Genomic DNA, 14,765 nt, shown 5'->3' with positions numbered 1-14,765 from the left:
GCCCGCGCGCTGGGCTTTGCCGCTGCGGACATGCCCGCCCTGATCGACGAGCTCGGCGGCGCCGTTTCCACGGAGTTGCTGGAGAAGGTGGACGCGACCCCGGGCGACGCCATGGCGGAGTGCCGTCTGCTGGCCCCCATCAAGCGTCCGCGGCAGGACGTGGTGTGTCTCGGCGTCAATTTTTACGAGCATCGGGATGAGACGCTATCCTCCAACATCAAGTATGACGGCAAGCTCTCCAGCCCCGTCTACTTCAGCAAGCGGGTCTCCGAGGCCGTGGACCCCGACGGCAAAATCGAAAGCCACGCAGACTTTGTCTCGTGTCTGGATTACGAAGTGGAACTGGCGGTCATTCTGGGCAAGGACGCTAAAAACGTCCCTCTGGAGCAGGTTGCGGACTATGTTCTGGGCTACACCATTCTCAACGATGTCAGCGCCCGGGACCTGCAGTCCGCCCACCAGCAGTGGTACTTCGGCAAGAGCTTAGACGGCTTTACCCCCATGGGCCCCTGGATCGTCACCCGGGACGAGCTAGAGTGGATGCCCCGGCGCTCCATTCGCTCTTTTGTCAATGGGGAGCTGCGGCAAAACAGCGACACGGAGCTGATGATCACCAGCATGGAAACCGCCGTGCACCAGCTCTCTCAGGGCATTACCCTGAAGGCCGGCACCATCCTCGCCATGGGCACCCCCTCCGGCGTGGGCATGGCGTTCAACCCCGCCAAGTATATGCATCCCGGCGACGTGGTCCGCTGCGAGATCGACGGCATCGGCGTTTTGGAGAACACCGTGGAATAACCGGTTCCCCGGCACTGAAACAACGGAAACGAATGAGGGCAGCTCCGAATGGAGCTGCCCTTATTTGTTATCTTCTTATTGGTCGAGGCACTGTGCAACCGCCCGGTCCAGCAGCGCCATTTCCTCATCCGTCAGGTCCCACGCAAAGGCTGCGCAGTTTTCCATCACCTTTTTCCGGCTCTGAGCGCCAACAATGCAGGTGGACACAAACTCCTTGCGCGCGCACCAGTTCAGTGCGATCTGAGCGAGCGGCACCTGATGATGCTCCTCAGAAAAGCGGTCCATCACCTTCAAAAGCTCCATGACCTTAGAGAACATCGGCTCCTGGAAATGCTTATAAAAGCGGGTGCGGCTGTCGCTTGCGTTGAAGGTTGTCAATTCCCGGAAGGCGCCGGTGAGAATGCCGCCGCCAAGAGAGCCATAGGTCATGATGCCCATGCCCTGCTGAGCCGCCCACTTGATGAGCGCCTCGTCGTCACGGTGCACCATGGAATACTGGGGCTGAAATGCCTCGATGGGGCAGAACGCTCCCGCCTCCTCCATCTGCTCGCGGCTAAAATTGGAAACGCCCACATGCAGGATCTTCCCTTCCTTTTTCAGCTGGTTCAGCGCGTCCATGGTCTCGGCAAATGGGACCTTGGGGTCCGGCCAGTGGATCAGATAGAGGTCAATATAGTCCGTCTGCAAATTTTTGAGAGAGTCCTCGCACTGCTGGCGAATCCGCTCCCGGGAGCCGTCCCGCACATACGTTGTGCCGTCGACAAACACATTGCCGCATTTAGTGGAGATGACCACGTCCTTCCGGGCTCCCATGTTCTTGATGGCCTTGCCCACGACCCGCTCCGCCTCGCCGCCGTTGTAAGCGGGTGCGGTATCAATAAAATTGACGCCGTTTTCCACAGCCGCCCGAATGGCGTCCAAGCGGGTTTCCTCGGAGTTGTTGTCCCAGCCCACGCCGCCGATCCCCCATGTGCCCAGCGCCATCTCCGAGACCTGCATCCCTGTCTTTCCAAACTGTTTATACCGCATTGTGTCTCATTCCCTTCCTGCATTTTGGCTTTCCCTCGGGCAGACGCGCCCGGATGTTTCCAGTCCATCATAGCACAAGAAGCCGCCCCGCGCTACCGCTGCGCGGGATTTTTTGTCTTTTTTGTCCGTCCCTGCTCCGGCTGCAAAAACCACAGGCGCCGCAAAAGCGGCGCCTGTGGTTTTTAAGGTTCTTACACGCCGCCAAGCTTCATCAAGGCGGGCATCATGGTGCTGAGTCCCGGGAAGATGACCAGAATTGCCAGTGCGACCAGCAAAATTCCAAACCACGGTACCAGCGCTTTAATGAGCGTTCCCATGGGAATTTTGCCCACTCTGGATACGGCGAACAGCACCACGCCAAAAGGAGGTGACAGCACGCCGATCATCAGGTTGAACACCAGCACGATACCCAGATGGATACCGTTGATGCCAAACGCCATGGCCATGGGGAAGATGATGGGCGTGAGGATGGTGATGGCGCTGACGGTCTCCATGAACATGCCCACCGCCAAAAACGCCAGGTTCAGCAGCAGCAGGAAGGTCCACTTGCTGTGGATGACGGTCATGAGTCCCGCGATCAGCGTCTGGGGAATGTTGGCCTTGATCAGCACAGAGCCCAGCAGCGTGGAAACCGCCAGCAGAATGCAGATGGGCCCAGCCTCCACCACGGTTTGCTTCATCACAAGCCAGTAGCGTTTAAAGGTCAGTTCCTTATAGACAACAATGCCGAGGAAGGACGCGTACACCACGCAGATCGCGGCAGCCTCCGTGGGGGTGAAAATACCGGTGTAGATGCCGAGAATGATGATGATCGGCGTAAATACCGGCAAAATGCCGCCCGCCAGATCGGAAGCGGTCTTTTTCCACGAAACAAACTTGTCTCGGGGGTAGTTGCGCTTTTTGGCATAGATGGAAACCAGCACCGCCATGCACAGCGCAATCACGATGCCCGGAACCACGCCGGCAATCAGCAACGCGCCCACAGAGACACCGGAGACCATGCCGTACACCACCAGGGGCATGCTGGGCGGCACGATGGGGCCCAGCGTGGAGGACGCGGCGGTCACGGCGCAGGAGAAGTCGCGGTCGTACCCGGCGTCCTCCATGGCTTTGACTTCGATCTGGCCAAGGCCCGCGGCGTCCGCCACGGCGGTGCCGGACATGCCGGCAAAGATGAAGGAAGCCAGGATGTTCACGTGTCCCAGTCCGCCGGGTACCCAGCCGATGATGGCCCGGGCGGCCTTGAACAGCCGGTCGGTGATGCCGCACTCGTTCATGAGCTTACCCGCCAGCAGGAACATGGGGATGCAGAGAATGGTGAAGCTGTTGATTCCGCCGATCATGTTGGAGGTAATGGACATCCACTTCATGCCGGTGCTGAAGTTCATAATGAACATGGCGCCGCCGGCGATGGCGTAGGGAACGGGGAAGCCGATCATAAACAGGACGATCAGCACAAAAAGACCCCAAATCGGACTCATACCTCAGCGCCCCCTTTCTTCAGCTCTTCCGCAACTTTGGCGGATTCGGCGATCATTTCCGCCTCGTTTTCCTCCTGCTGGGTGCGCACGTGCTCCTCACCCATAAACAGCAGCGCGGCGCGCAGGAGATTGGCAATCAGCGTCAGTACCAGAGCCGCCATGATGATGAGATACACCGCGGCCATGGGAATCCACGTGTTGGATGGCAGCACCTGCCCGTTGCTGGCGGCGTTTCGCACGTTTAGAAAGATGCTGTACACGCAAACTGCGCTGAATCCGGCCATGAAGATCTGGAACACGCCCATGATGATCTCCCGAATTCGGGACGAAAACAAATCAAACACCACCGTGATGCGCAAATCCTGCCCACGGCGGGCGGCAATTGGCCACAGCAAGAACACGAAGAGCACGTAGCAGTAGCGCGCCAGCTCCTCCGTGCCGGAAGTTGCGATGTCCAGCTTTCTGGCAATCACCTGATAGACGATCACAAAGATGATCAGCGACAAAAACAGGGCGCAAATATTGGTCACCACCGTCTCGACCCGATCAAAGATGCTCTTTATTTTTTCCATACGTTTCCTCCAATACTGGTATGCGGGGGATTTTTCACTTGGAGCACTCCGCGATCAAGGCCATCGCGTCGTCATAGCTGATGCCGGTCCAGTCGGAAGCGAACTTGGACTTCCAGAATTCCTGGCTGGCAGCCTTGATAGAATCCAGATCCAGATCCTTCACGACCTCGGCGCCGGCGTTCCGATAGGTCTCCGTCCAGTCGGCCTCTTCCTTCTCGATCAGGGGCACGCACTCGGTCATGGCGTCCTCGCCGGCCTTGCGGATGGCGTCCTGATAGTTCTGGGGCAGAGAGGTGAAGAGGCTGTTGCTCATGAAGATGCCCGCGCACTCCACAACGTGGTTGGTGGGCACAACGTACTTGGCCACCTCGGGAATATTCAGGTTGCCGGACTCAGAGATGGGGTTCTCGCAGGAGGCCACCACACCGGTCTGGATGGAGGTGTACAGCTCGCCCAGAGGGATGGTGACGGTGGTGCAGCCCAGCGCCTGCCAGGCGGCGTTCCACATGGCGTTGGAGTTCATGCGCAGCTTCAGACCCTTCAGGTCGGCAGCACTGCGGACTTCCTCGGTGGAGACCAGCGTGCGCATGCCGCGATAGAAGGGGCCGCACAGGTCCAGCACGTTGTGCTCGCTGGCCCAGCTGGCGCGGATGTTCTGCCAGTAGTCGCTGTTGTAGACATTATAATAGGTTTCCTTGTCGGTGATCAGGAAGGGGGCGATCAGCCACTGGTTCTCGTTGGAGTATGTATACACGGGGGCGGTGCCGGTGCCGCAGAACTCCAGCTCGCCGGAGGAAACCTGCGCCAGAGCGTCATCCTCGCTGGCAACGGTGCCGTCGGGATAGACGTTGATGGTCACCTTGCCGTCGGTGTACTCGTTGGCAAGCTCGGCAAACTTCTGGTACATCTGCACGACCACCGCAGCGGACGCATAGGTGGTGGAGAAGCTCCAAGTGTACTCGGTGTCAAATCCGCTCTCGGCGGGGGCTTCGACTCCCTCCGCGGGCTTCTCGGCGGGGGCCTCGGTCTTGGAGCCGCCGCAGGCGGTCAGGCCAAATACCATGCTTAGCGCGAGGGTCAGAGACAAAATCTTCTTTTTCATTCCTGTTTTCTCCTTCTCATAATGGGTGCCGTGAACAAGGTCTTGCTTTTCATTATTCTATCGTTTGTTAATTATACATGAATTGCTCGTTAAAATGTCATCAACGATTCACCCTGTTCCGTGCAGTTGTCGTAAACAGCGCCCTCTAATCCCTGCGCGCAGAAAACGACCCGCGATGCAGAAAATTGCATCGCGGGTCGTTTTACAGATGGAATTCAGTTGATCAGGCCGTTCCCAAATTCATCATGGAGGGAACGAGGGTGCTGAGTCCCGGGAAAATCACGAGAATTGCCAGAGCAATCAGCAGCACGCCGAACCAGGGGATCAGCGCCTTGATCAGGCGGCCCATGGGCAGCTTGCCAACCTTGGAAACAGCGAACAGCACCACGCCGAAGGGAGGCGAGATCACGCCGATCATCAGGTTGAACACCAGCATGATGCCCAGATGGATGCCGTTAATGCCAAACGCCATGGCCATGGGGAAGATGATGGGGGTGAGGATGGTGATGGCGCTGACGGTCTCCATGAACATGCCCACCACCAAAAATGCCAGGTTCAGCAGCAGCAGGAAGGTCCACTTGCTGTGGATGACGGTCATGAGACCGGCAATCAGCGTCTGGGGGATGTTGGCCTTAATCAGCACAGAGCCCAGCAGCGTGGAAACCGCCAGCAGAATGCAGATAGGGCCGGCCTCCACCACGGTCTGCTTCAGGACCATCCAGTAGCGCTTGAGCGTCAGCTCCCGGTAAACGAAAATGCCAAGGAAGGACGCGTACACCACGCAGATCGCGGCAGCCTCCGTGGGGGTGAAAATGCCGGTATAGATACCGAGAATGATGATGACCGGCGTAAAAGCGGGCAGAATGCCGCCCACCAGATCATGGCTTGTCTGCTTCCAGGAGACGAACTTGTCCCGGGGATACTTGCGCTTGATGGAGTAAATCGTGACCAACACCGCCATGCACAGGGCAATGACGATGCCGGGCAGCACACCCGCCACCAGCAGGGCGCCAACGGAGACCCCGGAAACCATGCCGTACACCACCAGAGGCATGCTGGGCGGCACAATGGGTCCCAGCGTGGAGGAGGATGCAGTGATCGCAGCGGAGAAATCGCGGTCATAGCCGGCGTCCTCCATGGCCTTGATCTCAATCTGGCCAAGGCCCGCGGCGTCCGCCACGGCGGTGCCGGACATGCCGGCGAAGATGAAGGAGGCGAGAATGTTCACGTGTCCCAGTCCGCCGGGCACCCAGCCGATGATGGCCCGGGCAGCCTTAAACAGCCGGTCGGTAATACCGCACTCGTTCATGAGCTTGCCTGCCAGCAGGAACAGGGGGATGCAGAGAATCGTGAAGCTGTTGACGCCACCAATCATGTTGGAGGTAATGGACATCCACTTCATGCCGGTGCTGAAGTTCATAATGAACATGGCTCCGCCGGCAATGGCGTAGGGAACGGGGAAGCCGATCAAAAACAAAACGACCAGCAGTAGCAATCCAAATATCGGGTTCATACCTCGGCACCCCCTTTCTTCAGCTCTTCCGCAATTTTAGCGGACTCGGCCATCATCTCCGCCTCATTCTCCTCCTGCTGGGTGCGGACATGCTCCTGGCCCATAAACAGCAGCGCGGCGCGCAGAAGGTTGGCAAGAAGCGTCAACACCAGCGCCACAAGGATCAGAATGAAAACAGCGGACAAGGGGACCCAGGTATTCGACGGAAGAACGGTGTTGTTTTTGACAGCGTTCTGAATATTCAAATAGATACTGTACACGCAAACTCCGCTGAATCCGGCCATAAAGATCTGGAACACGCCCATGATGATCTCCCGGACCCGCACGGAAAACAGGTCAAAAATCACCGTGATGCGGAGATCTTGACCCCGTTTTGCGGCAATCGGCCACAGCAAAAACACGAAGAGCACGTAGCAGTAGCGCGCCAGCTCCTCCGTGCCGGAAGTTGCGATGTCCAGCCTTCTGGCAATCACCTGGTACATAATGACCACGATAATCGCCACAAGAAAGACGGCGCAAATATTGATCACGAAATCTTCGACTTTATCAAAAATATGTCTGATTTTTTCCATAACAGCCTCCAAAAACAGAGTGCCTCTCAGCAAAATGAAAGACCTGAAAAGCGGGGCGGCTATTCAGCCGCCCCGCTCCGTCTTTCACAGCGGAGAGTGTGATTGCGGATGGGAACGTACTTACTTGGAGCACTCCGCGATCAAGGCCATCGCGTCGTCATAGCTGATGCCGGTCCAGTCGGAAGCGAACTTGGACTTCCAGAACTCCTGGCTGGCAGCCTTGATGGAATCCAGATCCAGATCCTTCACGACCTCGGCGCCGGCATTCTGATAAGTCTCCGTCCAGTCGGCCTCTTCCTTCTCGATCAGGGGAGCGCACTCGGTCATGGCGTCCTCGCCGGCCTTGCGGATGGCGTCCTGATAGTTCTGGGGCAGAGAGGTGAAGAGGCTGTTGCTCATGAAGATGCCCGCGCACTCCACAACGTGGTTGGTGGGCACAACGTACTTGGCCACCTCGGGAATATTCAGGTTGCCGGACTCAGAGATGGGGTTCTCGCAGGAGGCCACCACACCGGTCTGGATGGAGGTGTACAGCTCGCCCAGAGGGATGGTGACGGTGGTGCAGCCCAGCGCCTGCCAGGCGGCGTTCCACATGGCGTTGGAGTTCATGCGCAGCTTCAGACCCTTCAGGTCGGCAGCACTGCGGACTTCCTCGGTGGAGACCAGCGTGCGCATGCCGCGATAGAAGGGGCCGCACAGGTCCAGCACGTTGTGCTCGCTGGCCCAGCTGGCGCGGATGTTCTGCCAGTAGTCGCTGTTGTAGACATTATAATAGGTTTCCTTGTCGGTGATCAGGAAGGGGGCGATCAGCCACTGGTTCTCGTTGGAGTATGTATACACGGGGGCGGTGCCGGTGCCGCAGAACTCCAGCTCGCCGGAGGAAACCTGCGCCAGAGCGTCATCCTCGCTGGCAACGGTGCCGTCGGGATAGACGTTGATGGTCACCTTGCCGTCGGTGTACTCGTTGGCAAGCTCGGCAAACTTCTGGTACATCTGCACGACCACCGCAGCGGACGCATAGGTGGTGGAGAAGCTCCAAGTGTACTCGGTGTCAAATCCGCTCTCGGCGGGGGCTTCGACTCCCTCCGCGGGTTTTTCCGCGGGAGCCTCGGTCTTGGAGCCGCCGCAGGCGGTCAGGCCAAATACCATGCTCAGCGCGAGGGTCAGAGACAAAATCTTCTTTTTCATTCCTGTTTTCTCCTTCTTCATTATCAATTTATCTCTCGGGCAAATTCCATGTCCGAAAGTTAAATTCCTTTTGTTTGGCAGGCAGCCTGCTGCGCCTTGCTCAGACCCGGCATTTCCGCGTCCTGCGGCGTGGCGCTTGTCCACTAACATATGGCGGCTACTTCCAGTACTCTTAATTATGTCATACCGATTCCCGCTTTTCAATTCACAGTCCTGACGATATCTTTATGAAATTTTTATGCATAAATGCCAAAAGCAGGCAGAGTTCAAACTTTCTGGGGAAAAATCATGCGGACTTTTAGCGCGCCGTTATTGCCGCGCCGCAATGCCGCCGTCCAGCAGAATGGTCTGCCCCGTGATAAACTCCGAAGCGTCGGAGGCCAGCAGTACCGTAAGGCCCGCCAGATCCCGGAAGGCGCCGATCCTTCCCACGGGAATGCGGTCCGTGAGGGCCTTGTAAAAGACGGGGTCCTCCAGCTGGCGGGCGTTGATGGCCGTTTTTATAAAGGTAGGGGCAATGGCGTTGACGGTGATGCCGTCCGCAGCCACCTCGCAGGCGATCTGCTTGGTCAGCATGTTGATGGCGCCCTTGGAAGCGCAGTAGGCCGTGTAGCCCGCGTCGGAAACGCCCAGAATGCTTTTCATGGAGGAAATGTTGATGATCTTCCCGTAATGGCGCTTGCGCATCACGCGCACCACCTCCCGCGTCACCACAAAGCTGGCGCGCAGATTCAGGTTTAAAATGCGGTCCCAGGTGTCGTCGTCCATCTCCTCCAGCAGCTTGGGTTCGTTCATGCCTGCGGCGTTGATGAGAATATCCACACCGCCCATGGCCGCTTCCGCCGCCCGCGCCATCTCCACCACCGCCGCGGTATCGGTGATGTCGCAGGCGTGGAACAGGCACTGCACGCCCTTTTGTGCCGCCAGCGTCTGCAATTCCCCGAGATCGTCGCCTCGGCGGCTGACCAGCATCACATCACAGCCGTTTTGCAGCAGACACTCCGCCATCGCCCGCCCCAGACCCCGGGTCCCTCCGGTAACGACCGCCTTCTTCCCCTTGAGATCAAAAAGCTGTTCCATTGTAAAGTTTTCCATAAAAATTCCTCCTTATTTTTGATAAAGCGCATCGGGCAGCGCAATTTTCATGACGCGGGCGGGGCGCCCCTTCCCCGCTGTCTGCTTTCCCACGGTGGTGACGCAGCCCGCCTCCTCCAGCCGCGCCACGATTCGGTTGACGCTGCGGGGCGTGATGGAAAGGCTCTGCGCCAGCTGATCGGCGGTAACGCCTTCCTTCCTGTTTTGCAGCGCACTCGCCAGCTTTTTTAAGGTGGCTGTGCCAAGGCCCGTGCGCTCGGAAAGCCGCTCGACGCCGTGCTCCGCCGCGTGATCGTCCCATGTCCCCAGCGGGCCGGAGATGCCCTGCTCGTTTTCCACCAGATAGGAGGTGCCGGAATGGTCCGCAATGGCGCGGTTCAGCGCCATTGCCGCCCGGGACCGGGCCTCCAGCATGGTATCGCCCACGCCCATGCCCAGCCACACCTGATACTGGTCGGAGCGCTGGCCAAATTGCAGGAGCTTTGCGTGTTCGTGGTTTTTCAGAAACACGTTTTTCAGCATGTTGCGGGTGGTGACAATGAAAAAGTGGTCCATGCCGTCTCCGAACACGGCGGCCTCCAGCCGCTGGGCAATGGAATACACCCGCTCCTTGAACTCGTTTTGATAGCGCATTTTCTCCCACTCCCGGAGAAACAGGTCCCGTTCATCGTCGAACACATAGTCAAAATGGATGGCGATGACCGCCAGCCGCCCCTGATTCTCCATGGCGGAAAGATTGAGCAGCTGCAAATGGTAAATCTGCTCCTGCACCACCTCCTGGGCCGGGTGCACCCGGACGCAGGGAACGCCCTCGTCCAAAAGAGGACTGCAAATATGCTCCATGCAGGTGATGCAAACGGTGGCGCCTTTCTCCCGGTAGCAGTTCCGGTGAAACTCCAGCAGCTTCTTCTCGAAATCATACGTCTCCTCATCATAAGGCGCCCGCAGGATCTGCGTATCCCGGATTCCGGCCCCCTCCAGCACCTCCCGGAGCAGGGGCTCTTCGTACCGGTCCACGCTGATGACCTTCAAATCGCTGTGATGCACGATGGCGGCCTCAAACAGCGCTTGAAACGCGGACGTGCGGTTGTGGGGCAGATAGTTCCACGGGATGGTGGGCGAGAGCCGCTTGCGGGCGTACGCGTAGTTTGTGGGACCGCTGAACAGCAGCGCGTCCACGTCCCGCCCATTTTGAAACGTCTCCGCAATGGCGGCGGACTCCTCAAAAAACTCCGAGGGCCGAAGGACCAGCTGAATGTCCGGAAGTTCCTTCTCCACCACGCTTTGAATGACGCTGGCGCTGCTTTCAGGCCCAATCACGCCGATTTTCATGGGATTTCACACCTCTTTCCTATTAAAGACGTTGTAAACCATTTCGGTCCCTATTTTACACCTATTAAGGACCGTTTGTAAATGCTAGTTTAATTCATATGATTTCGATGGTTTTTTGCAAAATTCCTCAGGAGGTACTTTATGAAAAACAGCGCCATGCTTGCGGAGCTGCTGGAGCTCATCACCACAGACGCGGCTTCCGGACAGGAAACGGACATTGCCGCAAAGCTCGCCGCAAAGTTGCGCGCTCTGGGCTTTACCGTCACTTCCGACCGCGCCGGGGAGACCTTTGGCGGCGCGTGCGGTAATTTGTTCGGTGTGCTGGAGGGGACGCTCCCCGGGTCCCTGCTGCTCAGCTCCCATATGGACCGGGTGCCGAATGGCCTTGGCATCCGCCCCGTGGAGCGGGACGGGGTGCTCTACTCCGACGGGACCACCATCTTGGCGGCGGACGATATTTCCGGCGTCTGCGCGATTTTGGACGGTCTGCGCCGCGTCCTCGCCGCCGGCATCGCGCTGCCCCGGCTGGAGGTGGTCTTTTCCGTGGGCGAGGAGGCCGGTTTGTACGGCGCGAAAGCTGCCGACATGAGCTGGTTTCAGTCCAAGCTGGGCTATATCTTCGATTCCCCCGGCCCGGTAGGCCGCTTTGTGAACGCCGCTCCCGGCCGCTATCAGCTGGGCGCGGAGATCACAGGACTTGCCGCCCACGCGGGCAACGAGCCGGAAAAGGGCATTGACGCCGCCAGAATCCTGTGCGAGATGCTCTCCACCTTGAAGCAGGGCCGGCTGGACGAGGTCACCACCTCCAACTTCCCCATCCTCTCCACGGGGACCAAGGTCCCCAACGTGGTGTGCGACTTCGCCTCCTTTGGCGGCGAGGCCCGCAGCCGGGACGGCGGACGTCTGCGCGCCTACGTGGACTATTTTGAGACCCACTGCCGCGCCGTGGCGGAAAAATACGGCGCCGGGTTGAAGCTTACTGTGGAGGAGGCCTTCCTTCCCTTCTGCATTCCGGAAGAGGAGCCGGTCCTCGTCATGGCAAAGGCGGCCTGTGATTCTCTGGGCATTTCCTGCCGCATCGACGTGGGAGGCGGCGGCATGGACGCCAACATTTATAATGCGAGCGGCATGTCCACCGTGGGCGTTGCCACGGGCTATACGAAAAACCATACAAAGTCGGAGCAGCTGGTGCTGGAGGACTTTTATCGCTCCGGCGAGCTGGCCGCCAAATTGATCGAGACTTACGCAGGTTTCTGCGTGTCTGAATAAAATCTGTGTGTAAAAATTTTAGGAGGTAATTTGATATGGAAATGACAACCTATCAGGCAGTATTCGCCGTACTGCTCATCTTTTTCCTCGGCGACATGGTGGGCGCGCTCACCAAGGCAAAAGTATCTTCCATGTTCGTCATCATGATGGGATTTTTGGTCCTGTTCATGACCGGCATCTACCCCGCCAACATCATGGAGATCTCCGGCTTCGCCGCGGTGGCCAAGCTGGGCCAGTATTTCCTGCTCTTTAACATGGGCACGTCCGTGGACATTGCCACGCTGAAGCGGGAATGGCGGACCGTGGTCTGCGCCACCGTGGGTATGGCCGCCGCCGTTTTGGGCTGCGTGGTGGCGATCCCCTTCATCGGCAAGGAATTTGCGCTGGCTGCCGCTCCCGTGGTCAACGGCGGCATCGTCGCCACCACCACCATGGTGGAGGCCTGCGACTCTCTGGGCTTTGAGACCGCTGCCGCGCTTGCAACCTTCGTCTATGCCGTGCAGAAGTTTGTGGGCACCCTGCCCGCCTCCAACTGCGGCTTGAGCGTTGCCAACGACCTCGTAAGCGACCTGCGCGCAAAGCACGCCGCCGATTCCTCTTACAACTGGTATACCGCCCACGAGGGCAGCGCCGCCAAGTCCGACAAGGTCCCCTTCTGGACCAAGCACAAGAAGTACTACACCCAGTTCATCTGCCTGGCCGTCGCCGCCGCCATGCTGCTGCTTTCGGAGTTCCTCGGCAAGGTCTGCCAGGGCTGGGTCAACATGTCCATCTGGGCCATGGTGCTGGGCATCATCTGCCGCAACACGGGCCTCGTTCCCTCCAACATGCTGCGTGACTTCGCCAAGGCCAACGGCTTCTTCGCGTTCCTGTCCCTGTGCACCATCATCCCCTCTCTTGCCAAGGTGGACTGGGCGCAGCTCCCCGTCATCGGCGTGAAGGCGCTCATCATCTTCGTGCTGGTCGTCGTCTTTACGTATGTTGTGTTCTACCTGACCCCGGCCTGGAAGATCGTGGGCAGCAAGAAGCTCTCCATCGGCATTGCCATGTGCCAGCTGATCGGCTATCCCGGCACGGAGCTGATCGCCACCGAGATCACCAACGCCGTGGGCCAGACCGCCGAGGAGCGGGACGCCGTGTCCGCCAAGATCCAGACGGCCTACGTCATCTCCGGCTTCACCTCCGTCACCATCCTCTCCGTCTTTATCGCAAGCTTCCTGGCAAAGCTGATGGGCGCCTGAGAAAACGATGCTCTTTTGGATTCTGCTTGAACGCATCGCCATGATGGCGCTGCTGGCGGCAGTTGGCGTGTATTTGAGCCGAAAGGGCCTCCTCTCGGCCCAGGGCAGTAAGGATCTGGGCAACATTTTGCTGCGGATCATCATTCCCTGCCTGATCGTCAAATCCTACATCACCGAATACTCCCGAGAGCGCCTGCTGGAGCTGGCGCTCTCGGCAGGTCTCGCTCTGATGGGATACCTGCTGTCCATGGCCATTGCCTACGCGGTGTATGGAAAGCGCCGTCGCCTGGAAAACTTTGCCGCCGCCTTCTGCAACGCCGGGTTTATCGGCATCCCGCTGGCGCAGGCGGTGGTGGGGTCTGAGGGCGTATTTTACGCCGCGGCCGCCGTGGCGCTGCTGAATCTGTTTCAGTGGACCTACGGCGTGTATATCATGACCGGACGGAAAGACGCCATCTCTTTGAAAACCATTGCCAAAAACCCTGTGGTACTCTCCATCGTGATTGGCGTCTCCCTATTTTTATGCCGCGTGCCGGTCCCGGGGCTGATCTCCGATACGCTGGGGGCCATCGCCGGCATGAACACCCCCATCGCCATGATCCTCATGGGAACCTACCTCGCCAAGCTCCCCCTCCGAAAGCTGCTGGACCGGCGGGCCTTCGGCTGTGTGCTGCTGCGGCTTGTGGTCATCCCCGCCGTGCTGCTGGCAATTTTTTGTCTGCTGCCGCTGGGCGGCAACCTCCCGCTGGCCATGGCCGTCTTTTTGACCGCCGCAACGCCCGTGGGGGCCAACATCTGCATCTTCGCCCAGCAATATAACTGTGACTATGAATTCAGTGTGGTCACCGTTTGCCTGAGCACGGTTTTGTCCGTTGTGACGGTGCCGCTGCTGGCGTCTCTGGCGCAAATTATACTCTAAGCGTCGTTTTCTTCGGAAAACCTCGAGAAAGGATGTCCTCTATGCCTCAGTTTGATCCGTTGAAGTATTCCTTCGCCTCTCACCGCAACATCGTCTATGCCAAAAAGGGCATGGCCTGTTCCACCTCCCCCATCGCCTCTCAGGTCGGTCTGGAGATTTTAAAGAGCGGCGGCAACGCCATGGACGCCGCGGTGTCCATGGCCACCACGCTGCCGCTGGTGGAGCCCACCGGGAACGGCCTTGGCAGCGACTGCTTCGCTCTGGTGTGGACCGGCGGCAAGCTCTACGGTCTGGACGGCTCCGGCGTGGCCCCCATGGCGCTTTCCGCCGAGACGATTAAGGACGCAGGCTTCACCTCCGTCCCCATGAACGGGTGGATGTCCACCATGGTCCCCGGCGCGCCCAGCGCCTGGGCGCAGCTGCGCCGCCGCTTCGGCACAAAGCCCATGCAGGAGCTGATGGCCCCCGCCATCCGCTACGCCCGGGAGGGCTTCTGCATCCCCGTGAACGTCTACAAGCAGTGGCGTGCCGAGGTGGTCCGTTTCACCGCCGCCGCCGAAAAGGAGCCGGAGGTTTACGGCCCCTGGGTGGAGTATTTCACCAACGGCGGCAAGCCCTACGCCCCCGGCGACACCTTCCGCAACCCGGACTACG

The 14,765-nt window shown here is 58.9% G+C and carries 14 protein-coding genes; 5 read left to right on the top strand and 9 right to left on the bottom strand.

Annotation, left to right across the window (positions count from 1 at the left end; all coding sequences use genetic code 11):
- On the top strand, positions 1-798 hold a 798-nt coding region (locus PHI30_RS09475), incomplete at its 5' end, for a fumarylacetoacetate hydrolase family protein (protein WP_300027039.1).
- 75 nt (positions 799-873) lie between these two features.
- Here the strand turns inward: PHI30_RS09475 and PHI30_RS09470 are convergent.
- The 9 genes from PHI30_RS09470 to PHI30_RS09430 all read right to left on the bottom strand — a co-directional run bounded on the left by PHI30_RS09470 (position 874) and on the right by PHI30_RS09430 (position 10,682).
- Positions 874-1,827: an aldo/keto reductase gene (locus PHI30_RS09470; protein ID WP_300027036.1), complete on the bottom strand. Its 954-nt coding sequence runs from the start codon at positions 1,825-1,827 to the stop codon at positions 874-876.
- Positions 1,828-2,018: 191 nt separating this feature from the next.
- Positions 2,019-3,308, bottom strand: coding sequence for a TRAP transporter large permease (locus PHI30_RS09465; RefSeq protein ID WP_300027033.1), 1,290 nt, complete (start codon positions 3,306-3,308; stop codon positions 2,019-2,021).
- Entirely contained in the window at positions 3,305-3,880 is a 576-nt protein-coding gene (locus PHI30_RS09460) for a TRAP transporter small permease (protein WP_300027030.1), read from the bottom strand. The genes PHI30_RS09465 and PHI30_RS09460 overlap by 4 nt, the downstream gene beginning before the upstream one ends.
- Before the next feature lie 34 nt (positions 3,881-3,914).
- Positions 3,915-4,982 (bottom strand): TRAP transporter substrate-binding protein, encoded by a 1,068-nt coding sequence (locus PHI30_RS09455; protein ID WP_300027028.1) that lies wholly within the window; start codon positions 4,980-4,982, stop codon positions 3,915-3,917.
- A gap of 223 nt (positions 4,983-5,205) precedes the next feature.
- Positions 5,206-6,495 carry a TRAP transporter large permease gene (locus PHI30_RS09450; protein WP_300027026.1) on the bottom strand — a complete coding sequence of 430 codons (1,290 nt, stop codon included), beginning with the start codon at positions 6,493-6,495 and terminating at the stop codon, positions 5,206-5,208.
- Positions 6,492-7,067 carry a TRAP transporter small permease gene (locus tag PHI30_RS09445; RefSeq protein WP_300027022.1) on the bottom strand — a complete coding sequence of 192 codons (576 nt, stop codon included), beginning with the start codon at positions 7,065-7,067 and terminating at the stop codon, positions 6,492-6,494. The genes PHI30_RS09450 and PHI30_RS09445 overlap by 4 nt, the downstream gene beginning before the upstream one ends.
- A gap of 120 nt (positions 7,068-7,187) precedes the next feature.
- The gene (locus PHI30_RS09440; RefSeq protein ID WP_300027019.1) at positions 7,188-8,255 is read right to left on the bottom strand and encodes a TRAP transporter substrate-binding protein; all 1,068 of its coding nucleotides are present in this window, start codon (positions 8,253-8,255) and stop codon (positions 7,188-7,190) included.
- Positions 8,256-8,564: 309 nt separating this feature from the next.
- Positions 8,565-9,350: an SDR family oxidoreductase gene (locus PHI30_RS09435; RefSeq protein ID WP_300027016.1), complete on the bottom strand. Its 786-nt coding sequence runs from the start codon at positions 9,348-9,350 to the stop codon at positions 8,565-8,567.
- 12 nt (positions 9,351-9,362) lie between these two features.
- Entirely contained in the window at positions 9,363-10,682 is a 1,320-nt protein-coding gene (locus PHI30_RS09430) for an HTH domain-containing protein (RefSeq protein WP_300027014.1), read from the bottom strand.
- Positions 10,683-10,823: 141 nt separating this feature from the next.
- Here PHI30_RS09430 and PHI30_RS09425 point away from each other — a divergent pair, with 141 nt between their 5' ends.
- The 4 genes from PHI30_RS09425 to PHI30_RS09410 form a co-directional block, all read left to right on the top strand.
- Entirely contained in the window at positions 10,824-11,951 is a 1,128-nt protein-coding gene (locus PHI30_RS09425; RefSeq protein WP_300027012.1) for a M20/M25/M40 family metallo-hydrolase, read from the top strand.
- 35 nt (positions 11,952-11,986) lie between these two features.
- Complete coding sequence (locus tag PHI30_RS09420; protein WP_300027009.1) at positions 11,987-13,192, top strand: hypothetical protein; 1,206 nt, start codon at positions 11,987-11,989, stop codon at positions 13,190-13,192.
- 7 nt (positions 13,193-13,199) lie between these two features.
- Positions 13,200-14,111 (top strand): AEC family transporter, encoded by a 912-nt coding sequence (locus PHI30_RS09415; protein ID WP_300027006.1) that lies wholly within the window; start codon positions 13,200-13,202, stop codon positions 14,109-14,111.
- A 41-nt stretch (positions 14,112-14,152) separates the two neighbouring features.
- On the top strand, positions 14,153-14,765 hold a 613-nt coding region (locus PHI30_RS09410; protein ID WP_300027004.1), incomplete at its 3' end, for a gamma-glutamyltransferase.

The sequence above is a fragment of the Oscillibacter sp. genome, assembly GCF_028693505.1.
Classification (GTDB): Bacteria; Bacillota; Clostridia; order Oscillospirales; family Oscillospiraceae; genus Oscillibacter.
This window is presented reverse-complemented; position numbering and strand designations above follow the sequence as displayed.